At 61.7% G+C, this 24,284-nt stretch carries 24 protein-coding genes; 15 read left to right on the top strand and 9 right to left on the bottom strand.

Annotated features, from left to right (window positions below):
- Positions 1 to 16: 16 nt before the first annotated feature.
- From J4E53_RS04860 to dksA, 4 genes are all read right to left on the bottom strand, one after another.
- Complete coding sequence (locus J4E53_RS04860) at positions 17 to 2,971, bottom strand: sensor histidine kinase (protein ID WP_162491245.1); 2,955 nt, start codon at positions 2,969 to 2,971, stop codon at positions 17 to 19.
- Entirely contained in the window at positions 2,955 to 3,131 is a 177-nt protein-coding gene (locus J4E53_RS04855) for a hypothetical protein (protein ID WP_003176118.1), read from the bottom strand. Before J4E53_RS04855 ends, J4E53_RS04860 begins: the two co-directional genes overlap by 17 nt.
- A gap of 77 nt (positions 3,132 to 3,208) precedes the next feature.
- Positions 3,209 to 4,090, bottom strand: a complete 882-nt coding sequence (gluQRS, locus tag J4E53_RS04850) for a tRNA glutamyl-Q(34) synthetase GluQRS (RefSeq protein WP_103310723.1) — start codon at positions 4,088 to 4,090, stop codon at positions 3,209 to 3,211.
- A 233-nt stretch (positions 4,091 to 4,323) separates the two neighbouring features.
- Positions 4,324 to 4,767 (bottom strand): RNA polymerase-binding protein DksA, encoded by a 444-nt coding sequence (gene dksA, locus J4E53_RS04845; protein ID WP_003205639.1) that lies wholly within the window; start codon positions 4,765 to 4,767, stop codon positions 4,324 to 4,326.
- A 338-nt stretch (positions 4,768 to 5,105) separates the two neighbouring features.
- Between dksA and J4E53_RS04840 the strand changes: the two genes are divergently transcribed.
- Together J4E53_RS04840 and sfsA are read left to right on the top strand one after the other, a co-directional pair.
- Positions 5,106 to 6,278: a pyridoxal phosphate-dependent aminotransferase gene (locus tag J4E53_RS04840; protein ID WP_103310725.1), complete on the top strand. Its 1,173-nt coding sequence runs from the start codon at positions 5,106 to 5,108 to the stop codon at positions 6,276 to 6,278.
- Positions 6,278 to 7,033 (top strand): DNA/RNA nuclease SfsA, encoded by a 756-nt coding sequence (gene sfsA, locus J4E53_RS04835; RefSeq protein WP_103310726.1) that lies wholly within the window; start codon positions 6,278 to 6,280, stop codon positions 7,031 to 7,033. Before J4E53_RS04840 ends, sfsA begins: the two co-directional genes overlap by 1 nt.
- On the opposite strand, the gene J4E53_RS04830 is transcribed toward sfsA, so the two are convergent.
- Positions 6,989 to 7,306: a Rieske (2Fe-2S) protein gene (locus tag J4E53_RS04830; protein WP_103310728.1), complete on the bottom strand. Its 318-nt coding sequence runs from the start codon at positions 7,304 to 7,306 to the stop codon at positions 6,989 to 6,991. The two genes, sfsA and J4E53_RS04830, sit on opposite strands and share 45 nt — an antisense overlap.
- 257 nt (positions 7,307 to 7,563) lie before the next feature.
- On the opposite strand from J4E53_RS04830, the gene J4E53_RS04825 reads away from it, so the two are divergent.
- Genes J4E53_RS04825 through J4E53_RS04810 form a run of 4 tightly spaced genes read left to right on the top strand, consistent with a single transcriptional unit; the run spans position 7,564 to position 11,114 of the window.
- The gene (locus J4E53_RS04825; protein ID WP_103310729.1) at positions 7,564 to 8,442 is read left to right on the top strand and encodes a hemin ABC transporter substrate-binding protein; all 879 of its coding nucleotides are present in this window, start codon (positions 7,564 to 7,566) and stop codon (positions 8,440 to 8,442) included.
- Positions 8,443 to 8,492: 50 nt separating this feature from the next.
- Entirely contained in the window at positions 8,493 to 9,476 is a 984-nt protein-coding gene (locus tag J4E53_RS04820; RefSeq protein ID WP_177431740.1) for an iron ABC transporter permease, read from the top strand.
- The gene (locus J4E53_RS04815; RefSeq protein WP_103310732.1) at positions 9,476 to 10,243 is read left to right on the top strand and encodes a heme ABC transporter ATP-binding protein; all 768 of its coding nucleotides are present in this window, start codon (positions 9,476 to 9,478) and stop codon (positions 10,241 to 10,243) included. The genes J4E53_RS04820 and J4E53_RS04815 overlap by 1 nt, the downstream gene beginning before the upstream one ends.
- 22 nt (positions 10,244 to 10,265) lie before the next feature.
- Entirely contained in the window at positions 10,266 to 11,114 is an 849-nt protein-coding gene (locus tag J4E53_RS04810) for a ChaN family lipoprotein (protein WP_103310733.1), read from the top strand.
- A gap of 221 nt (positions 11,115 to 11,335) precedes the next feature.
- On the opposite strand, the gene J4E53_RS04805 is transcribed toward J4E53_RS04810, so the two are convergent.
- From J4E53_RS04805 to J4E53_RS04795, 3 genes are all read right to left on the bottom strand, one after another.
- Positions 11,336 to 11,608, bottom strand: a complete 273-nt coding sequence (locus J4E53_RS04805; RefSeq protein WP_003205623.1) for a TfoX/Sxy family protein — start codon at positions 11,606 to 11,608, stop codon at positions 11,336 to 11,338.
- Positions 11,609 to 11,831: 223 nt separating this feature from the next.
- The gene (locus J4E53_RS04800) at positions 11,832 to 12,173 is read right to left on the bottom strand and encodes a pentapeptide repeat-containing protein (protein WP_060740600.1); all 342 of its coding nucleotides are present in this window, start codon (positions 12,171 to 12,173) and stop codon (positions 11,832 to 11,834) included.
- A 91-nt stretch (positions 12,174 to 12,264) separates the two neighbouring features.
- Entirely contained in the window at positions 12,265 to 13,821 is a 1,557-nt protein-coding gene (locus tag J4E53_RS04795) for a bifunctional aminoglycoside phosphotransferase/ATP-binding protein (RefSeq protein WP_060740601.1), read from the bottom strand.
- Positions 13,822 to 13,940: 119 nt separating this feature from the next.
- Between J4E53_RS04795 and mrcB the strand changes: the two genes are divergently transcribed.
- From mrcB to J4E53_RS04780, 3 genes are read left to right on the top strand one after another with little or no spacing between them, the layout of a single operon-like run.
- On the top strand, positions 13,941 to 16,259 hold the full coding sequence (mrcB, locus tag J4E53_RS04790; RefSeq protein WP_060740602.1) for a penicillin-binding protein 1B: 2,319 nt from the start codon (positions 13,941 to 13,943) through the stop codon (positions 16,257 to 16,259).
- A gap of 16 nt (positions 16,260 to 16,275) precedes the next feature.
- Positions 16,276 to 16,995 carry a M48 family metallopeptidase gene (locus J4E53_RS04785; protein WP_060740603.1) on the top strand — a complete coding sequence of 240 codons (720 nt, stop codon included), beginning with the start codon at positions 16,276 to 16,278 and terminating at the stop codon, positions 16,993 to 16,995.
- Positions 16,995 to 17,324: a YqcC family protein gene (locus J4E53_RS04780; RefSeq protein ID WP_060740604.1), complete on the top strand. Its 330-nt coding sequence runs from the start codon at positions 16,995 to 16,997 to the stop codon at positions 17,322 to 17,324. The genes J4E53_RS04785 and J4E53_RS04780 overlap by 1 nt, the downstream gene beginning before the upstream one ends.
- 6 nt (positions 17,325 to 17,330) lie before the next feature.
- Here the strand turns inward: J4E53_RS04780 and J4E53_RS04775 are convergent, their stop codons facing one another.
- Entirely contained in the window at positions 17,331 to 17,753 is a 423-nt protein-coding gene (locus J4E53_RS04775; RefSeq protein ID WP_060740605.1) for a DUF4124 domain-containing protein, read from the bottom strand.
- Between the two features lie 401 nt (positions 17,754 to 18,154).
- Here J4E53_RS04775 and J4E53_RS04770 point away from each other — a divergent pair, with 401 nt between their 5' ends.
- From J4E53_RS04770 to msrQ, 6 genes are all read left to right on the top strand, one after another.
- Positions 18,155 to 19,879, top strand: coding sequence for an acetolactate synthase 3 large subunit (locus J4E53_RS04770; RefSeq protein ID WP_060743130.1), 1,725 nt, complete (start codon positions 18,155 to 18,157; stop codon positions 19,877 to 19,879).
- A 2-nt stretch (positions 19,880 to 19,881) separates the two neighbouring features.
- Positions 19,882 to 20,373 (top strand): acetolactate synthase small subunit, encoded by a 492-nt coding sequence (gene ilvN, locus J4E53_RS04765; protein WP_003176102.1) that lies wholly within the window; start codon positions 19,882 to 19,884, stop codon positions 20,371 to 20,373.
- A 45-nt stretch (positions 20,374 to 20,418) separates the two neighbouring features.
- Positions 20,419 to 21,435: a ketol-acid reductoisomerase gene (gene ilvC / locus J4E53_RS04760; RefSeq protein WP_003185459.1), complete on the top strand. Its 1,017-nt coding sequence runs from the start codon at positions 20,419 to 20,421 to the stop codon at positions 21,433 to 21,435.
- Between the two features lie 145 nt (positions 21,436 to 21,580).
- The gene (gene pssA, locus J4E53_RS04755; protein ID WP_060740606.1) at positions 21,581 to 22,426 is read left to right on the top strand and encodes a CDP-diacylglycerol--serine O-phosphatidyltransferase; all 846 of its coding nucleotides are present in this window, start codon (positions 21,581 to 21,583) and stop codon (positions 22,424 to 22,426) included.
- 75 nt (positions 22,427 to 22,501) lie between these two features.
- Entirely contained in the window at positions 22,502 to 23,515 is a 1,014-nt protein-coding gene (gene msrP, locus J4E53_RS04750; RefSeq protein ID WP_060740607.1) for a protein-methionine-sulfoxide reductase catalytic subunit MsrP, read from the top strand.
- Positions 23,515 to 24,135, top strand: coding sequence for a protein-methionine-sulfoxide reductase heme-binding subunit MsrQ (gene msrQ / locus J4E53_RS04745; protein ID WP_103311034.1), 621 nt, complete (start codon positions 23,515 to 23,517; stop codon positions 24,133 to 24,135). The genes msrP and msrQ overlap by 1 nt, the downstream gene beginning before the upstream one ends.
- The last annotated feature ends 149 nt before the right edge of the window (positions 24,136 to 24,284 follow it).

The following is a 24,284-nucleotide window of genomic DNA, read 5'->3' as shown; positions in this document are numbered from 1 at the left end:
GATTCTCTCGACGGTCTCAGTTCACAGCGGACGTCGCTTCGACATGACGCGGCAAGGTCACCCGGATACGGGTGCCGCGCTGGCTCTGAACATCGGCCGGGCTGTCGATGGTGATTTGTCCATAATGCTCTTCAACGATGGAATAGACCAGTGCGAGGCCCAGACCGGTGCCTTCGCCAGGATCCTTGGTGGTGAAGAAGGGTTCGAACAATCGGTCCATGATGTTCTGTGGGATACCGCTGCCTTCGTCTTCGACGATCAGGTCGACCGTGTGTTCGAAAGCTTCGCTCTTGACCCGCACCGCGCTGCCGGCCGGTGAGGCGTCCCGCGCGTTGGAGAGCAGGTTGATCAACACCTGGGCGAGCCGCTGGGGGTCGCCGTCGACCCAATGGTCCGGGTCGCACAGGTTGAAAAATTGCACCTCGAAATTGCGCCGGTTGAGGGCCAGCAGACCAATGGCATCCTGGGCCACTTCGGCCAGGCAGACGGGCTCGTCATTGTGCTGGTGACCGCCGGCATGGGCGAAGCTCATCAGCGATTGGACGATGCGCGACACGCGCTTGGTCTGTTCGAGGATCTGGCCGCTGATTTCCGTCAACTCACCATCGTCCTCGCGCTCTTCGCGCAGGTTCTGCGCCAGGCAGGCGATGCCGGTGATCGGGTTGCCGATTTCGTGGGCCACCCCGGCGGCCAGCCGGCCAATGCTTGCCAGTCGTTCGGAGTGGACCAGCTTGTCTTCGAGCATCTGGGTGTCGGTCAGGTCTTCCACCAGCAGCACCAGGCCGCTGTTGCCCGGTGCCAACGGCTCGTCGATCGCCGCCTTGTGCAGGTTCAGCCAACGGGTCTGGCCGTCGAGGGCCAGGTGCTGTTTGTGCAGGTGCTCGTCAGGCAGGTCGATGAAGCCTTGCAGCAAGCCTTTCCATGGCTCGCCCAGGGTGCTCAGGCGGGAACCGACCACGCGCTGGGCGGCGATTCCGGTCAGTTCTTCCATGGCCTTGTTCCACATCAGGATTTCCTGGTCCTTGGCCAGGGAACACACGCCCATCGGCAGTTCCTGCAGGGTCTGGCGGTGGTAACGGCGCAAGGCGTCCAGTTCGGCGGCCAGGCCGGTGAGGCGCGAGTGGTAATCCTCGAGGCGGCTTTCGATGAAGTGGATGTCTTCGGTGACATAGTTCTCGCCGCCGGCCTTGTAGGGCAGGAACGTCTCGACCATGTCCTGGGCCACGCTGGGGCCCATCAGGCCGGACAGGTTGGCCTCGATCCGGTCCCGCAGGCGACGCAAGGCATACGGGCGGCGTTCATCGAAGGGCAGGTAAAGGTCACGCAGGGCCTGTTCGACTTCCTTTTGCGCGGCTTTGGCGCCCAGGGGCTTGGCCAGTTGGGTGGCGAACTCCTGGGGCGAGGCGGCGTGGAGTTCACGGCGCTGCGGACGACGAACATTGTCGACCGCACAGGCTTCGGCGGCGCTGGCCTCTTCGCTGCTGGCGTTGGTGAACAGCGAGATCAGGGTGAACATCAGCACGTTCGCTGCCAGGGAAGCGATGGCCGCCATATGCCAACTGGTGTCGTCGAGCACGTAGATCATGTTCAGCAGCGGAATATAGAAACCCTGCAAGTTACCCATCAGCGGCAGCAGCATCGCCACCAGCCACACCAGGATCCCCGCCAGCAGGCCGGCGATGAAGCCGCGGCGGTTGGCGGTCGGCCAATACAGTACCGACAGCACGCCGGGCAGGAACTGCAAGGTGGCGACGAAGGCGACGATGCCCAGGTTGGCCAGGTCCTGCCCGTCGCCCAGCATCAAGTAGAAACCGTAGCCGGCCATGATGATCGCGACGATCAGCGCCCGCCGGGTCCATTTCAGCCAGCGGTAGATGTTGCCTTCGGCCGGTGGCTGGTAGAGCGGCAGCACCAGGTGGTTGAGGGCCATGCCCGACAAGGCCAGCGTGGTGACGATGATCAGGCCGCTGGCCGCCGACAGGCCGCCGACGTAGGCCAGCAACGCCAGGGCCTTGCTGTTGGCGGCGATGCCGATGCCCAGGGTGAAATATTCCGGGTTGGTGCTGGCGCCCAGCTTCAGGCCGGCCCAGAGGATCAGCGGCACCGCCAGGCTCATCAGCAGCAGGAACAGCGGCAGGCCCCAACTGGCGCTCACCAGCGAGCGCGGGTTGAGGTTCTCGGTAAAGGTCATGTGGTACATGTGCGGCATCACGATGGCCGAGGCGAAGAACACCAGCAACAGCGTGCGCCACGGGCCTTCCTGCAAGGGCGTGTGCAAGGCGGCGAGGGCGGTCTGGTTCTGCAGCAGCCACACTTCCAGCTGTTGCGGGCCGTCGAACACGCCGTACAGGGCATAGAGACCGACGCCGCCGATGGCGATCAGCTTGATCACCGACTCGAAGGCGATCGCGAACACCAGGCCTTCGTGTTTCTCCCGCGTGGCGATGTGCCGGGAACCGAAGAAAATCGTGAACAGGATGATCAGCACACAGAAACTCAATGCCACCCGGTGCTGCACCGGTTCGCGGGTCAGGATGCTGATGGAGTCGGCCACGGCCTGTATTTGCAGGGCCAGCAACGGTAACACCCCGACCAGCATGAAAATCGTGGTCAGGGCGCCGGCCCAGGTGCTGCGAAAGCGAAAGGCGAACAGGTCGGCCAGGGAGGACAGTTGGTAGGTGCGGGTGATTTTCAGGATCGGGTAGAGCAACACCGGCGCCAGCAGGAACGCGCCCGATACACCGAGGTAACTGGAGAGGAAACCATAGCCGTACTGATAGGCCAGCCCGACCGTGCCATAGAACGCCCACGCACTGGCATAGACACCCAGCGACAGGGTGTAGGTCAGCGGGTGGCGGATGATCGCCCGGGGAATCATGCCCCGTTCGCTGATCCAGGCCACGCCGAACAGCACCGCCAGGTAGGCGGCGCTGATCAGGATCATCTGGGTCAGGCTAAAGCTCATCGGCATCTTTTTGGCTCTGCAGGATGAAGGTCACGACAATCAGGATCAGCCAGAGCAGATACGGCCGATACCAGGCACCCGTGGCATCGATCCACCAATCCATGATGGCCGGGGAGAACAAGTAAATCCCCACTACCAGGAGCAGGACCAAGCGATAGATATACATCCCGGCCTCTCTAATTTATGCGCGTGCCCGAAAACGTGCGGCGATGGTAACGGATGGGCGCCAAGCTGCAAGGGCCGTCAACGTATTTGCGCTTCGGGCAGGCTCAGTGTGCGCGGGATCTTGCCCGCGTCCCAGTGGCGAATGCCCCAGGCCAGCAGTTCCCGTGGGCTGGCGTCGTCCAGTTCGAGGCCCGGTTGCTGGCCCAGCGCGCGCAACGCCCGTAGCAGCAGCGGTGTGGCCTGGTCGGCCGCCAGTGGCGGTGAACGGTAGGACTTGCCGAGCTTGTGCCCGTCGGGCTGGGTGATCAACGGCACGTGCAGGTAACGCGGTTGTGGCAACCCGAGCAGTTCTTGCAGGTAGAGCTGGCGCGGCGTGGAGTCCAGCAGGTCGGCGCCGCGCACGATATCGGTCACCCCTTGCCAGGCGTCGTCCAGGACCACGGCCAATTGATAGGCATGGAGTCCGTCGCGGCGGCGGATCACGAAGTCACCGACTTCACGGCCCAGGTGCTGGCGGAATTCGCCCTGGACCCGGTCGGTGAAGTGGTACTCGAGCTCGGGGACGCGCAGGCGGATGGCAGCGTCCTCGGTGCCGTGCCCGGCATTGCGGCACAGGCCCGGATAAATGCCCTGGTACGCCTCCAGTTGCTTGCGCGAACAGGTGCAGGCATAGGCCAGGCCTTGGCTGAACAGCCGGTTGATGACTTGGTCGTAGGCGTCATGGCGCTCGCTTTGGCGAACCATTTCGCCGTCCCATTCAAACCCGTAGCTTTCCAGTGCCTTGAGAATCGCCGCTTGCGCGCCCGGTTCTTCCCGGGGCGGGTCGAGGTCTTCCATGCGCAGCAACCAGCGCCCGTCCACGGCCCGGGCATCCAGGTACGATGCCAGTGCGGCGACCAGCGAACCGAAATGCAGGTGGCCGCTGGGGGTGGGGGCGAAGCGTCCGATGTAGGCAGTCATAGGGTGAATGTTACTGGGTCCGGGCGGTGGGCATGCAATCTCGACAACAAAACATATCCCCTTGTGGGAGCGAGCTTGCTCGCGATAGCGGCCTGTCAGCCACATCACTGCTGGCTGATCCACTGCTATCGCGAGCAAGCTCGCTCCCACAGGGGGGCATCGAAGCTTGGAGAAAATATCGGAAACAAAAAACGGAGCGTATGAACGCTCCGTTTCGGTAACAGCCCCGGCGATTACTTGCCGACCTGTTTTTCCTTGATTTCCGCCAGGGTCTTGCAGTCGATGCACAGGTCGGCGGTCGGTCGGGCTTCCAGGCGACGAATGCCGATCTCGATGCCGCAGGACTCGCACCAACCGTATTCTTCGTCTTCGATCAGTTGCAGGGTCTTGTCGATTTTCTTGATGAGCTTGCGCTCACGGTCACGGGCGCGCAGTTCGAGGCTGAACTCTTCTTCCTGACTGGCACGGTCGGCCGGGTCGGGGAAGTTGGCCGCTTCGTCTTTCATGTGGTCCACGGTGCGGTCGACTTCCTGCATCAAGTCCTGTTTCCACTTGTTCAGGATCTTGGTGAAGTGCGCGCGCATGGGGGCGCCCATATACTCTTCGCCAGCTTGCGGGACGTAAGGCTCAAACCCGCTGAGCGACTGATTTTGATTTTGCTTTGCTTGGGTGGGCATGAATGGACCGCCTCTACTCTTGTAATCCACTACGCAGGATTGCTCCATCACCGACACCTGCCGGCCCTGCGGCTGCAAGCGGGCGAACTTACCAGATCAAATCGGGCCGCGCTACTCCCGGTTGTCGAGCCTGCGGCGGCCGGGGTCTGTAAAACGTGGCCGGGTTCGCTTCGGTGGGGATCTAAACCTGCTCAATGCTTGATTCTAGTCAAGCCTGGGCCAATCGCGGGAGTCATTTCCTGCAATTCGAGGGCTCAGACCGCTTTGGTCTCGCGCGTGTTCCCGCAGTTGTTCCCGAGTTGGGTAGAATCGGTTCTTTTTCCCTTGAAGGAAGGCCAATGGCTCAGCCCTACAGTGCGCGCAGCCGCGCCATCGAACCTTTCCATGTGATGGCGCTGTTGGCTCGCGCCAACGAACTGCAAGCCGCCGGGCATGACGTCATCCACCTGGAGATCGGCGAGCCGGACTTCACCACCGCCGAACCGATCATCCAGGCCGGCCAGGCCGCGCTGGCGGCGGGTAAGACCCGTTACACCGCGGCCCGTGGCATTCCCGAGCTGCGCGAAGCCATCTCGGGTTTCTATGGCCAGCGCTACGGGGTGGACATCGATCCTCGACGGATCATGATCACGCCGGGCGGTTCCGGCGCGTTGCTGCTGACCAGCGCCTTGCTGGTGGACCCGGGCAAGCATTGGCTGTTGGCCGACCCCGGCTATCCGTGCAACCGTCATTTCCTGCGCCTGGTGGAAGGCGCGGCGCAATTGGTGCCCGTGGGGCCGGATGTGCGCTATCAATTGACGCCGGACCTGGTGGATCGTCATTGGGACCAGGACAGCGTCGGTGCGTTGGTGGCCTCGCCAGCCAACCCGACCGGGACGATTCTCACCCGGGACGAGTTGGCAGGGTTGTCCAAGGCCATCAAGGGCCACAACGGCCATCTGGTGGTGGACGAGATCTATCACGGCCTGACCTATGGCACCGACGCCGCCAGTGTGCTGGAAGTCGACGACGACGCCTTTGTCCTTAATAGTTTTTCCAAGTATTTCGGCATGACCGGCTGGCGGCTGGGCTGGTTGGTGGCCCCTTCGGCGGCCATCGGCGAGCTGGAAAAACTTGCGCAGAACCTCTACATCAGTGCGCCGAGCATGGCCCAGTACGCCGCCCTGGCCTGTTTCGAGCCCGCCACCATCGAAATCTTCGAGCAGCGGCGGGCCGAGTTCGCGCTGCGCCGCGACTTTCTGCTGCCGGCCTTGCGTGAACTGGGCTTCGGTATCGCGGTGGAGCCGCAAGGGGCGTTTTACCTCTATGCCGATATCAGCACCTTCGGCGGCGATGCCTTTGCGTTCTGCCAGCATTTCCTGGAAACCGAACACGTGGCCTTCACCCCGGGTCTGGATTTCGGCCGTCATCAGGCCAGCCACCATGTGCGGTTCGCCTATACACAGAGCTTGCCGCGGCTACAGGAAGCGGTGGCGCGAATCGAACGTGGACTGCGGAGCTGGCAAGGCTGATGCGTTTTTCCCCTGCGTTGGAAGAAGGTCGTCTGATTCGACGTTACAAGCGTTTTCTCGCTGATATCGAGACCGTTCACGGCGAACTCCTCACTATTCACTGCCCCAACACCGGCTCGATGCTCAACTGCATGGCTGAAGGCGCGCGCGTCTGGTTCAGTCGCTCCAGCGACCCCAAGCGCAAGTTGCCCGGCACCTGGGAAATCGGCGAAACCCCTCAAGGGCGGCTGGCCTGCATCAATACCGCGAGGGCCAACGCCTTGGTCGAAGAAGCCTTGCGCGCCGGGGTCATCAGTGAACTGAACGGGTTCACCGGGCTCAAGCGTGAAGTGGCTTATGGCGTGGAAAACAGCCGCATCGATTTTCGCCTGGACTACGCCCAAGGCTCGGCCTGGGTCGAAGTCAAAAGTGTCACGTTGGGTTTCGATGGCACCCAGGTGGCGGCGTTTCCCGATGCGGTCACGCTGCGCGGAGCCAAACACCTGAGGGAGCTCGCCGGCCTGGCCCGGGAAGGTGTGCGGGCGGTGCAGCTGTATTGCGTGAACCTGAGTGGCATCGAGGCCGTGCGCCCGGCACACGAGATCGACCCGGTATACGCCGCAGCCCTGCGTGATGCGGTGGCGGCGGGGGTGGAAGTGTTGGCCTACGGAGTGACGTTGACGCCCGAGCAGATGTGGGTGGACCGTGCGTTGCCAGTGTTGCTCGAACCGCTACTGTTCGACCCAGATGCCTTGCTCGACCTCCCGGCTGTCTAGCGCGGCCAGGAACTGACCGGCGCAGGGGCCGGCCACGCATTCACCGCTCTCGATCAGGAACAGCGCGCCGTGAGTGGCGCACTGGATCAGGCTGGCGCTGGGGTCGAGGAACTGGTCGGGTTGCCATTCCAGCGGCACGCCCCGGTGCGGGCAGCGGTTGATATAGGCATATACCTGGCCAGCGCGTCGCACGGCCAGCACCTTGCGCCCATCGAGGTCGAAACCGCGACTGCCGTTGTCGGGCAGTTCGGCGGCGGAGCAAAGAAACTTCATGTGTGTCTCTATATGTCTGTCGGAGTGAGCGTCTGTGGGAGCGAGCTTGCTCGCGATAGTGGTCGATCAGCCAACATTAAGGTGACTGGTACACCGCTATCGCGAGCAAGCTCGCTCCCACAGGGGCTTCATGTAGCAAAAGATCCACGCTTGACGGTCAAATGAAAACAATTATCAAATGGCGCCTCCTTCGCAAGTGGCTGAGGATACTTGGCCCGGCCCGGTCCTGCGAAAAACTTCTTTGAGGAAGCTGCCCGATGCGCCTGAACATCCGCGTTGTTGCGCTCTGTGTCGCTCTGTTGGTCAACCAGGGGGCCAGCGCGGCTGAATCGCCGCAGCGTTGGGTCAGCGCCGGCGGCGCCTTGTCCGAGTGGGTCAGTGCACTGGGGGGCGAATCGAAACTGGTGGGCGTGGACACCACCAGCCAGCATCCTGAATCCTTGCGGGCCCTGCCCAGCATTGGCTATCAGCGACAACTGTCCGCAGAGGGCGTATTGAGCCTGCGTCCGCAGATCCTGGTGGGTACCGAGGAGATGGGGCCGCCACCTGTGCTGGCGCAAATCCGCAGCGCCGGCGTAAAGGTCGAATTGTTCTCGACCACGCCAGACCTTCCAACCCTGCAAGGCAATTTGCAGCACCTGGGGCAGTTGCTGGGGGCGCAGGCCATGGCGGCCCGGCTGTTCGACCGTTATCAGGAACAGCTCGCCCAGCAACATGCCCGGGTGACCGAGGCCCAGCTCAAGCAAAAGGCTCCCGGCGTATTGCTGTTGGTGGGCAGTTCCGGCGGCAAGCCGCTGGTCGCTGGTCTGGGTACGGCCGCCGATTGGCTGTTACAGCAGGCCGGCGGTCGCAACCTGGCAACCCACAGCGGCTATAAATCCTTTTCAGTGGAAACCCTGGCCAGCCTGAATCCTGACGTGCTGGTCTTCGCCGACCGTGTCTTGAGTGGTGAAGAAGCCCGTGCGGCGCTGTTCAGGGAAAATCCGATTCTTTCCTCGACTCGGGCCGCCAGGGACGGGCGCATCATGGAGCTTGACCCCACGCTGTTGGTGGGCGGATTGGGCCCGCGATTGCCGCAAAGCCTGGTGAAACTGACGGCAGGCTTTTATCCGGCTGAGCCGGCTGCGGCGCCATGACTTCGTTGGTCAAGCCTCGCACCTTGTTTATCGGCCTGGGCCTGCTGTGTTTGCTGGCGACCTGGCTGTCGCTGGCCCTGGGGCCGGTGAGCCTGCCGCTGCTGGACACCTTGCGCGCCGCTTTGCGCCTGTTGGGCCTGCCGGTGGCCGCCGATGGCCTGGAACAGGCCGAACTGATCCTCGGCCAGATCCGTTTGCCACGCACCCTGCTAGGCTTGGCGGTGGGCGGGGTGTTGGCGTTGTCCGGCGTGGCGATGCAGGGGCTGTTCCGTAACCCGCTGGCAGACCCGGGGTTGGTGGGTGTGTCCAGCGGTGCCGCTTTGGGCGCAGCCGTCGCCATTGTCGGTGGCTCGGCGCTGGGTGGGTTGCCCGAAGCCTTCGGCCCTTACGTGTTGTCGTTGTGTGCGTTCCTTGGCGGGCTCGGCGTTACGGCGCTGGTCTATCGTCTCGGTCGCCGCAATGGCCAGACCCATGTCGCGACCATGCTCCTGGCCGGCATCGCCCTGACCGCGCTGTCCGGTTCCGCCGTCGGCCTGTTCACCTACCTGGCGGACGACGCGACCCTGCGCACCCTGACGTTCTGGAACCTGGGCAGTCTCAACGGCGCCAGCTACGCGAGGTTGTGGCCGCTGTTGCTGGTCAGCGCCAGCGTGGCGCTCTGGCTGCCACGCCGAGCCCGGGAGCTCAATGCGCTGTTGCTGGGCGAGTCCGAGGCAGCCCATTTGGGCGTCAACGTCGAAGCCCTCAAGCGTGAGCTGGTGTTTTGTACGGCCCTGGGGGTTGGCGCGGCGGTGGCGGCGGCGGGCATGATCGGTTTCGTCGGGCTGGTGGTGCCGCATCTGGTGCGCCTGGTGGCCGGCCCCGACCACCGTGTGTTGCTGCCCGCTTCAGTGCTGGCGGGAGCAAGTCTTTTGCTGCTCGCCGACCTGGTGGCACGCTTGGCGCTGGCCCCTGCGGAATTGCCGATCGGCATCGTCACGGCCTTCATCGGCGCGCCGTTCTTCCTCTATCTATTGGTACGAGGGCGCGCCTGATGTTGCGAGCACAAAACCTGCACATTCAGCGTGGCCGCAACACCGTGCTGGCGGACATCGATCTGCTGCTCAACCCCGGCGAAGTACTCGGTGTGCTCGGGCCTAACGGTGCGGGCAAAAGTACCTTGCTGGCGGGCCTGTGTGGTGAGTTGCGGCCGAGCCAGGGGCAGGTCTGGCTCGAAGACCGTCCACTGGCCCAATGGCAGGGTGCCGAGCGCGCCCGTCGCCTGGCGGTCTTGCCGCAGTCCTCGACCCTGGATTTTGCCTTTCGCGTCGAGGAAGTCGTCGGCATGGGGCGCCTGCCGCATCAGAGTGGTCGGCTGCGCGACGAGCAAATCGTCGTCGCGGCGCTGCAAGCGGCAGACGCCGCGCATCTGCACGGTCGCAGTTACCTGGCGTTGTCCGGCGGCGAACGCCAGCGGGTGCATCTGGCGCGGGTGTTGGCGCAGTTGTGGCCGGGTGAAGCGGGGCAGACCCTGTTACTGGACGAGCCAACCTCGATGCTCGATCCGCTGCATCAGCACACCATTCTCCAGGCGGTGCGTGAATTCGCCGGTCGCGGCGCCGCCGTGCTGGTTATCCTGCATGACCTGAACCTGGCGGCGCGTTACTGTGATCGCCTGTTGCTGCTCGCGTCCGGTCGGCCGGTGGCCCTGGACACGCCCCGGCACGTACTGCGCCCGGAACCGCTCAAGGCGGTGTTTGGCCTGGATGTGCTGGTGCAAGACCATCCGGAGCGCGGGCATCCATTGATCATTGCCCGCTGAGGGCGCCCTGGAGGATACGGACGTGCGCCTGCTCCTGATTCTGGCATTGAGTGTACTGACGGCGTGCCAGAGCATCGCTCCGCCCCCGCTCGACGGACGGATCCGTGATTTGCACAACGGCCAGGCCGTGACGCCACAGGCACTGGTCGAGCGCCTGGCAAAGGCGCCTCGGGTGGTGGTGGGGGAGCGGCACGACAATCCTGACCACCACGCGCTGCAGCTATGGCTGCTCCAGGCCTTGGCCGGCCAGCGGGCCCAGGGCAGCCTGTTGCTGGAAATGCTCACCCCCTCCCAACAGCCACGCGTTGATTCGGTCCGCCAACTGCCCGCCTTGCCCAAGGACCTGCCCGACGCGTTGGCCTGGTCCCCCGGTTGGGATTGGAGTCTGTATGGGCCCGTCGTCGAGTTTGCCCTGGCGCAACGCTATCCGTTGCTGGCCGCCAATCTGGACGCCGCCGAGATCCAGCGTTTCTATCGGCAAGCGCCCAGCTTGACGGGCGCTCGCACCAATGCCGCCACGGTGAAGGACGCGTTGTTGGGGCAGATCCGTGAATCCCACTGTGGTTTGCTGCCGGAGTCGCAAATGCCGCCGATGCTGGCCGTGCAGCAACAGCGTGACCGGCGCATGGCCGAACGCCTGCTGCAAGCGCCGACACCGGCATTGTTGTTCGCAGGCGCCTGGCATGGGCGAAAAGATGTCGGCGTGCCGCTGCATGCGTTGGACCTTGGCGCCAGCGAGGCACCGATCGTCCTGATGTTGGCCGAGGAGGGCAGTGACGTGACGTCGGCCATGGCGGACTACGTGTGGTACACCCCGGCCATGCCGCCCCAGGATTATTGCGCGCAGATGCGTGAACACATCGGTAAGTGATATCGCAGGCAAAAAAAGACCCGGCAAGAGCCGGGTCAAATAACCGTGATTAGCCTGATGAGGAGATATCTGAGAGTCCGAACCAAGGGCTGTTCAAATATCGACCAGTCTCGCGACTGGATGTGGTAATCATAGCGATTCTCATTACCATGTCAAACATTGTTTTTGCGATTCCTCGAAATAATCTCGCGGCCAGGGTTCGCACTGGAAAAGAAAGGGCATCAGGCTTTGTGACGCGTCGAAATGGCGTCCAGCTGTTTATTCAGGGCTTCCTTGCGTTCAGCGGGAATGTCGTTCCAATGCACATCCATCAACGCCCCCTCAATGGCGTACAGCAACACCTTGGACGCCCGGAAACCGCGCGTGCGCACGGCGCGATAGGCGTCTACCGCCCCGAGCCGGCGTAAATCGGAAGCGCTGTGGATACCCACGGCGTGCAGCCACTGGGCCGATGTCTTGCCCAGATTCTTCAGGTGTTGCAGTTCATCATTCATCGAGCCTCCTTGCGACGGCCGACTGGTGCGGTGGGCAAGCTTCTGAGCAGTGTAGCGGTCAGTAGGAAAAGCGTGATTCTTTGGTGGGATTAGATGCAAAAGCTTCTAATGCATTACGCACGATGAGGAGGGAAAAGACTGCATTCTCCAGCGCAAGCGGGGGCGCTGGAGGTCCGTTCGGTCGTGGCAGGTCCGCGCGTTGGCCGGCGCGGTTCAGGCACTGTCAGCGGGTGCGGTAGCGCAGCCGGGTGCCGAAGTTCATCGACATCAAGATTTCATCCGCAGACAGCTCGGGCGGAAAGTAGGCGCCGGATATCTGCGCATGGGCCAGGCTCGCGCCCTCTAGTGACGACTTGCGAAAATCGATGCCGCGCAAATCGGCGGAGCGGAAGTAGGCGTCGCTGAAGTCAACGTCGTCCGCGTTCAGTTCCCGCAGATCAAGCCCTCGAAAATCGCCGCCGCGCATGTCGACCGGACCTTGTGGGCGTTCGCTGTTGAACCCGGCGATATCATCTTTGCGCAGCAAGGCATAAAGCGGGGTACCGAGAAGTTTGGGAAGGCTCATTTCATATCACCTGATGGTTTTATGACGCCAGTATAGTGCCACTATTTGGCGGCCGTGAAGCCGGACATCGCTTCACGGCCGAAATAGTGATCTACAGGCCTGGCAGGCGCTGGCGGATCTGCGCGACCACGATGTCGAGCGTACCGCTTTCGTTGGTTTGGACCCGCTTGCTGCAGAGAATTTCCGCCGGGGTCAGGGCTTCACGGCTGGACTGTTGTGCGGCGATGACTGCCAGGTTCGCATCGGAGGGGTCTTGTTGATCGGCCTGGCGCTGTGCCAGCCGGCTTTCGATGACCGCTTGCGGCGCGTCGCAATCGAGGATCAGGAACGGAGCGCCAGTGGCCTCGGCGACTTTTGCCGCGGCGTCGCGCTGATCGTGTTTGAGGTAGGTGGCGTCGATCACTACTGGGAATCCGGCGCGCAGGATCGCCGCGGCGACTTCATGCAGGCGGGCGTAGGTGGCGCTGCTGGCGTCGCTGCTGTAGATGCCGGCTTGTGGATCGTTGGGGACCTGTTGCTGGCCGAACAGGCGCTTGCGCTCCACGTCCGAACGCAGGCGAATGGCGCCCAGTGCCTCTACCAGGCGCATCGCGACATGGCTTTTGCCAACGGCCGAAACACCGTGGGTGATGGCCAGGAAAGGCGAAGGGATGGTGCTGTAGCTTTCGGCCAGGTTGGCGTAGTTGCGGTATTGGCGCAGGGTGGTGGCGCGCTGCACCGGATCGGCTTCGGCCGGCATGCTGAACAGCGCGACTTTTGCCCGGACGAGGGCGCGGTAGGCTTTATAGAAGTTCAGCAGTTCCAGGCCCTGGTAGTCGCCGGTCAGTTCCAGGTACTGGCTGACGAAACGCCGCGCCAGGGACTTGAGACCACGGTCCTCCAGGTCCATCGCCAGGAAGCCGGTGTCGGCGTAAACGTCGGTGAAACGGAACGGTTCGTTGAATTCGATGCAGTCGAAAATCACCACCTTGCCGTCGATCACGGTGGCGTTGCCCAGGTGGATATCACCGTGGCATTCACGGATGAAGCCTTCGGCCTTGCGCTGGGTGAGCAGCGGCTTGAGGCGTTCGAAACTGCTTTCGGCCCAGGCTTGCAACGCTTCGAGTTGCAGCAGGTCGGCCTTGTCGCTGAGGAATGGACGGATCTGTTCGAAGTTCTGCAGCACCGGTGCCATCACGCTTTGCGGAGTACCGGCGTCGTTTTCGGCGGGCACCTTGGGCGTGGAGAGGTGGAACTGGGCGATCTGGGCGGCCATCTCGTCGATGTGCGCGGTGGTCAGTTCGCCGTTGGCTTGCAACGTGCTGAGCAATTGGCTCTGTGGGAACTGACGCATCTTCAGGGCGTACTCGATGGCCGGGCCGTCGCCACCCAGTTGTGGCGCTTCGACGCTACCGGTAATCGGCAGGACGTCCAGGTACAGGTCTTGGGTCAGGCGCTGGTTCAGGCGCAACTCTTCGCCGCAGAAATGCTGGCGCGCCTCGAGGCTGGTGAAATCGAGGAAGCCGAAGTTGACCGGCTTTTTGAATTTGTAGGCGTATGGCCCAGTGAGCAATACCCAGGAAATGTGGGTTTCGATGACCTGGAACGCTTCGACGGGATGCGGGTAGAGGGCCGGGTTTTGCAAGGCGGCGATCAGGGATTGGCTCACGGGCGGTCCTTCAGAGTCTGAGAAAATTCAAGGCCGTCATTATGGCGGCAAGCCGCGCTAACGCAAACCGCGTGGCGGGCTCATGTTGAACCGCGGCAAAGTGCGTATAATCCGCCGCCATGACTCGTACCCGATCCCCCCGTACCCCCAAGAAACCACCCGCCAGTCGCCTGCGGCCCTGGCTGGGCTGGGCCCTTAAACTCAGCCTGGTGGGCCTCGTCGTGCTCGCCGGTTTTGCGGTCTATCTCGATGCCGTGGTCCAGGAGAAATTCTCCGGCAAGCGCTGGACCATCCCGGCCAAGGTCTATGCCCGGCCGTTGGAGCTGTTCGTCGGACAAAAGCTGAGCAAGGACGACTTCCTGACCGAACTCGACGCCTTGGGTTATCGCCGTGAAAGCGTGGCCAATGGTCCGGGCGCGGCCTCGGTCAATGGCAATACCATCGACCTCAACACCCGTGGTTTCCAGTTCTATGAAGGCATGGAACAGGCGCAACCGGTGCGGGTGCGTTTTTCCGGTGACTATGTGGCAGCGCTGACCGGCGCCAACAACGCGAGCCTGTCGGTGGTGCGCCTTGAGCCGCTGCTCATTGGTGGCCTGTACCCCAAGAACCTCGAAGACCGGATCCTGATCAAGATCGACCAGGTACCGCCGTTCCTGCTCGACACGCTGATCGCCGTCGAAGACCGCGACTTCTATCATCACTTCGGCGTCTCGCCCAAGTCGATCGCCCGGGCTATCTGGGTCAACACGTCCTCCGGGCATATGCGCCAGGGCGGCAGTACCCTGACCCAGCAGTTGGTCAAGAACTTCTACCTGACCAATGAGCGCAGCCTGACCCGCAAGCTCACTGAAGCGATGATGGCGCTGTTGCTGGAGCTGCACTACGACAAGCAGGAGATTCTGGAGGCGTACCTCAACGAGGTCTTCGTCGGCCAGGACGGCCAGCGGGCGGTGCACGGTTTCGGCCTTGCCAGCCAGTTCTTCTTCAGCCAGCCGCTGTCCGAGCTCAAGCTGCATCAGGTGGCGTTGCTGGTGGGCATGGTCAAGGGACCGTCTTCCTACAACCCGCGTCGTAATCCGGAACGTGCCCTCGAACGGCGCAACCTGGTGCTCGACCTGCTGCAACAACAAGGTGTGGCGACGGCCGAGCAAGTTGAAGCCGCGAAAAAGATGCCGTTGGGCGTGACCAAGCGTGGCAGCCTGGCGGACAGTTCGTTCCCCGGCTTCATGGACCTGGTCAAGCGTCAGCTACGGGAAGACTACCGCGACGAAGACTTGACCGAAGAAGGCCTGCGCATCTTCACCAGTTTCGACCCGATCCTGCAGATGAAGGCCGAAGCCTCGGTCGAGGACACCTTCAAACGGCTGGGCGGACGCAAGGGCGCCGACGAAGTCGAAGCGGCCATGGTGGTGACCAACCCGGAAACCGGTGAAGTCCAAGCCATGATCGGCAGCCGCCAGGCCAGTTTCGCCGGCTTCAACCGGGCCCTGGATGCGGTGCGTCCGATTGGTTCGCTGATCAAGCCGGCGGTGTACCTCACCGCCTTGGAAAAACCGAGCCAGTACACGCTGACCAGTTGGCTGTCGGACGAGACGTTCTCGGTCAAGGGCGCGGACGGCCAGGTCTGGAAACCGCAGAACTATGATCGTCGTTCCCACGGCACGGTGTTCCTCTATCAGGGGTTGGCGCATTCCTACAACCTGTCGACGGCTCGCCTCGGGCTGGAAGTCGGCGTGCCGAACGTACTCAAGACCCTGGCGCGGCTGGGGGTGAGTCGCGAGTTCCCGGCCTTCCCATCGATGTTGCTGGGGGCGGGTGGCCTGACGCCGATCGAGGTGGCCGCCATGTACCAGACGCTGGCCAACGGCGGCTTCAACACGCCGATGCGCGGAATCCGCAGCGTGCTGACCGCCGATGGCGAGCCGCTCAAGCGTTATCCGTTCCAGATCCAGCAGCGCTTCGATCCGGCCTCCATTTATCTGATCCAGAGCGCGATGCAGCGGGTCATGCGTGAAGGCACCGGCAGTTCGGTTTATAACGTGCTGCCCCGGACCCTGACCCTGGCGGGCAAGACGGGGACCAGTAACGACTCGCGCGACAGCTGGTTCGCCGGTTTCAGCCAGGACTTGTTGGCGGTGGTCTGGCTCGGACGTGATGACAACGGCAAGACCCCGTTCACCGGCGCCACTGGCGCGTTGCAGGTCTGGACCAGTTTCATGCGCAAGGCCGACCCTTTGCCGCTGGACATGCCGCAACCGGACAACATCGTCCAGGCCTGGGTCGATTCGCGTACTGGCCAAGGCTCCGACGCCAATTGCCCGGGTGCCGTACAGATGCCGTATATTCGCGGCAGCGAACCGCCACCCGGTGCAGCCTGTGGCGGCACGAATCCCGCCGAATCGGTGATGGATTGGGTCAAGGACTGGATGAATTAAGCAAAGAGGGTTTCAAGTGAACAAGTGGTTGATTCCAGCGGTAACGGCCGTGGCTTTGCTCAGTGGTTGCTCTACCGTACAACGCGGTTCGATTCCGGTCGTCGACTCCGGCACGGCTGTGTCCAACAGCGAGCGGGTTTCGGCCAACGGCGGTTTCCGTCAAACGACGGTGAAGCGGCCGGCGCAGGGCCAGGTCCAGGCCATCCCGCAGGGCGACACCGGTGTCGTCGTGATGGTGCCCGGCGGTGGTGCGACAACCTCGGCGCCGATCAGCAGCACGCCGATCACGCCGGGCCCGATCACGCCAGGGCCTATCGAAACTTCGCCGATCGATCAGGGCAGCTACAGCATGCCTTCGACGCCGAGCAGCGTCCCGTCGGCAAGTTCCGGCGGTTTGTCCGCCGATGAACAACTGGACGGCCCAGTGTTGGCCCTGCTGACCACGGCACAACAGCAACAGGCTGGCGGTGACCTCAACGGTGCGTCCTCCAGCCTGGAGCGTGCCCAGCGTGTCGCGCCGCGCGAACCGCAGGTGCTTTATCGCCTGGCCCAGGTGCGCATGGCCCAGGGCGATGCGCCGCAAGCTGAACAACTGGCTCGCCGTGGCCTGACATTCTCCAATGGTCGCCCGGCACTTCAGGCCAGCCTGTGGGAATTGATCGCCCAGGCCCGTGAGAAACAAGGCGACTCCGCTGGCGCGGCGTTGGCCCGTCAGAAGGCCAAGGTTTCGCTCTGATGGATACGCGTTTTCCCCAAATCGCCGATCAGTTGCTGCTGATCGAGCGGGAGCTGCGGGTCCAGGGTTGGTGGAGCGAGGTATCGCCTTCGGCCGAGGCGCTGGCCAGCGTAGAGCCGTTCGCGGTCGATACCTTGGATTTCGAGCAGTGGCTGCAATGGATTTTCCTGCCCAGGATGAAAGCCATCCTGGAAAACGACCTGCCGCTGCCCAACGCCTCGGGCATCCTGGCCATGGCCGAGATGGTCTATGCCCAGCGACCCGGGCAGGGCGTGGGATTGCAGCGGCTGTTGGCGCAGTTCGATCAGATGATCAGCAACGTCGGCTGACCGACGTTACTGGCAGTGCTCATCGATCTGCTTGCGGGTTTCCTCGATGCGCTGGCGCCGCTCTTCGTCATTGAGGCGGCGCATTTCCCCTTCTACGTCCTCACGTACCCGCGGGTTGTTCTGCAACTGCGCCAGGTTGGTCCTGGCCTGCTCGCAAAATGCCTTGAGCTGGGCTTCCTGCTCGGCCACCTGCTTCTTGACCTCTTTATCGATCGCCTTCTGGTCGCCAATGACGCCGCCGGAAGGCGGCGCGGGCGGTTTGGCGACGGATGGCGAGGACTTGATCACGGTGGTGGCCTCTGCGTCCTGGGGCGGCTGGGATCCGAAGTGGGTGACACCTTGGGCATCCACCCATTTGTAGACCTGGGCGGCCATGCACATCGGGCTCAGGCCAACCAGCAGGCTGGCCGTCAAGAAGAACATTCGCATGCTGTTTCCTTGTCTTGGGTTGCGCAATTGAAGCTAACACAGTTGCCGTTTAAGGGTTTTTTCTTGCGTTCTCATGCGCTTACTTCGAATAAAGCACATAGACGACTTGACTTGAAGGAGGCGAAACAGAAGAATCCAAAGTCCGCTGTAGAGGGACTGCCAGAAGCAGACCCACTCGGCAGATCATGAGGCGCACATCCGCGCCGACCTGTTACACCCGCAACGCGTTACCTCGCGCTGGGTGGGAAAGGCCCGCAACACTTGGGACGATCCCAATACTTGCTCAGTCAGTGCTGACGTAGTCGGCGACCACCGTCGCTCATGCTCTGCCGAGAAGTAAACCTATTAAGACCCGTCCCCTTTTTGTGGGTCGGTATTCTGGCGTTTTAGAGGTGAACAACGTGGAGCTTTTATCTGGCGGTGAGATGCTCGTCCGCTTTTTGCGTGACGAAGGCGTCAAATATATCTACGGGTACCCCGGTGGTGCTCTTCTTCATGTCTATGATGCCCTGTTCAAAGAACCGGAAGTGACCCACATCCTGGTTCGTCACGAGCAGGCGGCCACCCATATGGCTGATGGTTATGCCCGTGCTACCGGCAAGGCCGGCGTGGTCCTGGTGACTTCCGGTCCTGGCGCCACGAACGCCATCACCGGTATCGCCACCGCGTACATGGACTCCATCCCGATGGTGATCATCTCCGGCCAGGTGCCCAGCACCATGGTAGGCACCGATGCGTTCCAGGAAACCGACATGATCGGTATCTCCCGGCCGATCGTGAAGCACAGCTTCATGATCAAGCACGCGTCGGAAATCCCGGAAGTCATGAAGAAGGCCTTCTACCTGGCTGAATCCGGTCGTCCGGGCCCGGTCGTGGTCGATGTCCCGAAAGACATGACCAACCCGGCCGAGAAGTTCGAATACATCTTCCCGAAAAAAGCCAAGCTGCGTTCCTACAGCCCGGCGGTCCGTGGTCACTCCGGGCAAATCCGCAAGGCAGCCGAAATGCTGCTGGCGGCCAAGCGCCCTGTGTTGTACTCCGGTGGTGGCGTGATCCTCGGCGGTGGCTCCGCGCCGCTGACCGAACTGGCGAAAATGCTCAACCTGCCGGTCACCAATACACTGATGGGCCTGGGCGCGTTCCCAGGCACCGACCGTCAGTTCATCGGCATGCTCGGCATGCACGGCAGCTACACCGCCAACCTGGCGATGCACCACGCCGATGTGATCCTGGCGGTCGGCGCGCGTTTCGACGACCGTGTGATCAACGGCCCGGCGAAGTTCTGCCCGAACGCCAAAATCATCCATATCGACATCGACCCGGCGTCCATCTCCAAGACCATCAAGGCAGACGTGCCGATCGTCGGTCCTGTCGAGAGCGTGCTGACCGAAATGGTCGCCATTCTCAAGGAAATCGGCGAGGTTCCGAACAAGGAGTCCGTGGCCAGCTGGTGGAAGCAGGTCGATGAATGGCGCGGCGATCGCGGCCTGTTCCCTTATGACAAGGGCGACGGCAGTGTGATCAAGCCGCAGACCGTGATCGAAACCCTGTGCGAAGTGACCAAGGGCGATGCCTTTGTGACCTCCGACGTGGGTCAGCACCAGATGTTCGCGGCGCAGTACTACAAGTTCGACAAACCCAACCGCTGGATCAACTCCGGTGGCCTGGGCACCATGGGCTTCGGTTTCCCGGCGGCCATGGGTATCAAGTTGAGCTTCCCGGATGCCGACGTCGCCTGCGTCACCGGCGAAGGCAGCATCCAGATGAACATCCAGGAGCTGTCCACCTGCCTGCAATACGGTTTGCCGGTGAAGATCGTGATCCTGAACAACGGTGTGTTGGGGATGGTTCGCCAGTGGCAAGATATGAGCTACGGCAGCCGTCACTCGCACTCCTACATGGAATCGCTGCCTGATTTCGTCAAGCTGGCGGAGGCCTACGGTCACGTTGGCGTGCGCATCACCGAATCGAAGGATCTGAAGTCGAAGATGGAGGAAGCGTTCGCCATGAAGGATCGCCTGGTGGTGATCGATATTGCGGTCGACACCAGCGAGCACGTCTACCCGATGCAGATCAAAGACGGCTCCATGCGCGATATGTGGCTGAGCAAGACGGAGCGTACCTAATCATGCGACACATTATTTCCTTGCTTCTGGAAAACGAACCGGGTGCGCTGTCTCGTGTTGTAGGCCTGTTCTCGCAGCGCAACTACAACATTGAAAGCCTGACCGTGGCGCCAACCGAAGACCCGACCCTGTCGCGTCTGACGCTGACTACCGTGGGGCACGATGAAGTCATCGAGCAGATCACCAAGAACCTGAACAAGCTGATCGAGGTGGTCAAGCTGGTGGACCTGTCGGAAAGCGCTCACATCGAGCGTGAACTGATGCTGGTCAAGGTCAAGGCCACCGGCGCCCAGCGCGCCGAGATCAAACGTACTACCGATATTTATCGTGGGCAGATCGTCGATGTCAGCGCCAGCGTCTATACCGTTCAGTTGACCGGTACCAGCGACAAGCTCGACAGCTTCATTCAATCGATCGGTACTGCCTCGATTCTGGAAACCGTACGCAGTGGCGTCACCGGGATTGCCCGTGGCGACAAAGTACTCAGCATTTAAACCAAATTAGCGAATGGCCTGAATGGCCGGATATAGGGGAAATTCATGAAAGTTTTCTACGATAAAGACTGCGACCTGTCGATCATCCAGGGCAAGAAAGTCGCCATCATCGGTTACGGTTCCCAAGGTCACGCCCAGGCGTGCAACCTGAAAGATTCCGGCGTTGACGTGACTGTCGGCCTGCGTAAAGGCTCGGCCACCGTTGCCAAGGCCGAGGCCCACGGCCTGAAAGTGACCGACGTGGCTTCTGCCGTTGCCGCAGCCGACCTGGTCATGATCCTGACTCCGGACGAGTTCCAATCGGCGCTGTACAAGAACGAAATCGAGCCGAACATCAAGAAAGGCGCCACCCTGGCCTTCTCCCACGGCTTCGCGATCCACTACAACCAGGTTGTGCCACGTGCCGACCTCGACGTGATCATGATCGCGCCGAAAGCCCCGGGCCACACCGTGCGTTCCGAGTTCGTGAAGGGCGGCGGTATCCCTGACCTGATCGCGATCTACCAGGATGCGTCCGGCAACGCCAAGAACGTGGCCCTGTCCTACGCTGCTGGCGTGGGTGGCGGTCGTACCGGCATCATCGAAACCACTTTCAAGGACGAGACCGAAACCGACCTGTTCGGCGAGCAAGCCGTTCTGTGTGGCGGTACCGTCGAGCTGGTCAAGGCCGGTTTCGAAACCCTGGTTGAAGCCGGCTACGCGCCAGAAATGGCCTACTTCGAGTGCCTGCACGAACTGAAGCTGATCGTTGACCTCATGTACGAAGGCGGTATCGCCAACATGAACTACTCGATCTCCAACAACGCCGAATACGGCGAGTACGTGACCGGTCCGGAAGTCATCAACGCCGAGTCCCGTCAGGCCATGCGCAACGCCCTGAAACGTATTCAGGACGGCGAATACGCCAAGATGTTCATCAGCGAAGGCGCCACCGGCTATCCTTCGATGACCGCCAAGCGTCGCAACAACGCCGCCCACGGTATCGAAATCATCGGCGAGCAGCTGCGCTCGATGATGCCGTGGATCGGTGCCAACAAGATCGTCGACAAAGCCAAGAACTAAGTCGCGAACTTGAGTCGAAAAACGCGGCCTTGGCCGCGTTTTTTCGTTTGGGCGATGGCTTCTGGTATAAAGCTGCATCGTTTGCGGCCGAACCGTCGTCCCAGACATCTGTCGAATTTTTTCACACCGTTGCAAGGTATTGCCCATGAGCGAACGTCCCGACGAGCCAAACCAGGCTCCTGACGCCGAAAGCCTGTTGCCCATCGATGAGCACGTCGAAGAAGGCCATGACGCTGAAGGCCGTAAGGTCCGGCATCGTGGCATCTATCTGCTGCCGAATCTGTTCACCACCGCGAACCTGTTCGCCGGTTTCTATTCCATCATCAGCTCCATGAGTGCCCAGGCTGCCTTGAGCGCCGGTGATAGCGCTGGGGCAAGCCGTTACTTCGCCTCCGCCGCCATTGCCATCTTCGTCGCCATGGTGCTCGATGGCCTGGACGGGCGCGTCGCCCGCATGACCAATACCCAGAGCGCGTTCGGCGCCGAGTACGATTCACTGTCCGACATGGTCGCTTTTGGCGTGGCTCCCGCCTTGCTGGCGTTCGGCTGGGCGCTGGGGGACATGGGCAAGGTCGGCTGGATGGTTGCCTTCATCTATGTGGCGGGTGCGGCGTTGCGCCTGGCTCGTTTCAACACCCAGGTCGGCAAGGCTGACAAACGTTACTTCATCGGTCTGGCCAGTCCGGCGGCGGCGGGTGTCGTGGCCGGTGTTGTCTGGGCATTCAGCGACTACGGCATCCAGGGTTCGAAAATGTCGTTCCTGGTAGCGCTGCTGGTTGCCGCGGCCGGGATGCTGATGGTCAGCAACATCAAGTACAACAGCTTCAAGGAGCTGGATCTGAAGGGCCGTGTGCCATTTGTGGCGATTTTGGCAGTGGTGCTGGTATTCGCGGTGGTGTTCAGTGATCCGCCCCGTATCCTGCTGCTGGTATTCCTCGCCTATGCCGCTTCGGGCCCGGTGCAATACTTGTTGCGTCTTCGCCGACGCTAAACGTTGCCTTAATGTAATTTCCCCCATACTCCGCAGTCTATTGGTGCATCTGCCCTCCAATACTGCGGAGTTGTCATGCTGATCAAGATCCCCAAGTCGTCCGACTGCCGTGAATCGGACGTCACGCCCGAATCCCTCTATCTATCCCGTCGTCAGATGCTCGGTGCAACCATGGCGGGTCTCGCCGTGAGCGGCTTGCCGCGATGGGCCAGCGCTGCCGACGCGGCGCGTTATGCCGAGGTCGAGCCGGGCAAGGCGCCGTCCTGGTTTGCCGAGAAATTGCCCTCCGTCCAATGGGAGGCGGTCACGGTCAAGAACGAGTCCATCACACCGTTCAAGGACGCGACCCATTACAACAACTTCTATGAGTTCGGGACCGACAAAGGGGACCCGGCAGCCAATGCCGGCTCCTTGAAGACCGAACCCTGGAGCGTGGTAGTGGACGGGGAGGTGGGTAAGCCGGGGCGCTATGGGTTGGAAGACTTCATGAAGCCTTATCAGCTGGAAGAGCGGATTTATCGACTGCGCTGTGTCGAGGCCTGGTCGATGGTCATTCCGTGGATCGGTTTTCCCATCTCGGCATTGCTCAAGCAGGTCGAGCCGACCTCCAAGGCCAAGTACATCCGCTTCGAAACCTTGCAGGACCCCAAAGTCATGCCGGGGCAGCGTTCCGGTTTCGCCTTGATCGACTGGCCGTATGTGGAAGGCTTGCGATTGGACGAGGCGATGAACCCGTTGGCCATCCTCGCGGTTGGGATGTACGGGCGGGAGTTGCCGAATCAGAACGGCGCGCCGCTGCGTTTGGTCGTTCCGTGGAAGTACGGTTTCAAAAGTGTGAAGTCCATCGTGCGCATCAGCCTGGTGAGCGAGCAGCCAAAGACCACCTGGCAAAGCATTGCGTCTGACGAGTACGGCTTTTATGCCAACGTCAATCCAACGGTCGATCATCCGCGCTGGACCCAGGCACGTGAACGTCGTTTGCCGAGCGGGCTGTTCAGTCCCAATGTACGGGATACGCTGATGTTCAACGGCTATCAGGATGAGGTCGCTTCTTTATATGCAGGGATGGACCTGAGGAAGGACTACTGATGCGTTTTCCAGTCTGGCGAATGAGCGTCTTCATCGCCGCGGCAGTCTGGCCGTTGCTCTGGCTTTACGAAGCCTTGATGAATGCGTTGGGCCCCGACCCGGGCAAGGTGCTGGTGGATCGGCTCGGGTTGGGGGCGCTGATTTTGCTGTTGATCACCTTGAGCATGACGCCGTTGCAAAAAATGACGGGGTGGGCGGGGTGGATTGCGGTCAGGCGCCAGTTGGGGTTGTGGTGCTTTGCTTATGTGGTGCTGCATTTAAGCGGGTATGCGGCGTTCATACTGGGGTTCGACTGGTCGCAGTTGGGCGTCGAGTTGAGCAAGCGGCCTTACATTATTGTTGGGGCGCTTGGGTTTCTCGGCCTGCTGGCGCTGGCTGTCACGTCCAATCGCTACAGCCAGCGGCGACTGGGCGTGCGCTGGAAGAAATTGCATCGCCTGGTGTATCTGATTCTGGGGCTTGGGCTGCTGCATATGCTGTGGATCGTGCGGGCAGATTTGAAGGAGTGGTCGATATACGCCTTTATTGGGGCCGTACTGTTGATGCTGAGAATCCCGCCGGTTATGCGTCGGATCCCGCGTTTGCTGGGTAGGAAAGTCCCTTCTGCAACAAAAGCGTAATTAAGGGTTGACGGCAGATTCTGGACGTCTATAATTCGCCCCACTTCCGGCGCAGTCGAAACGGAAAACTCCTTGAGATTCAATGAGTTAAGTAGGTTTCGAAGGCGCAGGGCTTCAGTTCATCGAAGCCCGGAAGGAGCAGGTAGAGC

It is taken from the genome of Pseudomonas sp. FW305-28 (assembly GCF_017351395.1).
Classification (GTDB): Bacteria; Pseudomonadota; Gammaproteobacteria; order Pseudomonadales; family Pseudomonadaceae; genus Aquipseudomonas; species Aquipseudomonas fluorescens_AA.
Note: the sequence above shows the minus strand (reverse complement) of the source record. Positions and strands in the feature narration are given on the sequence as shown.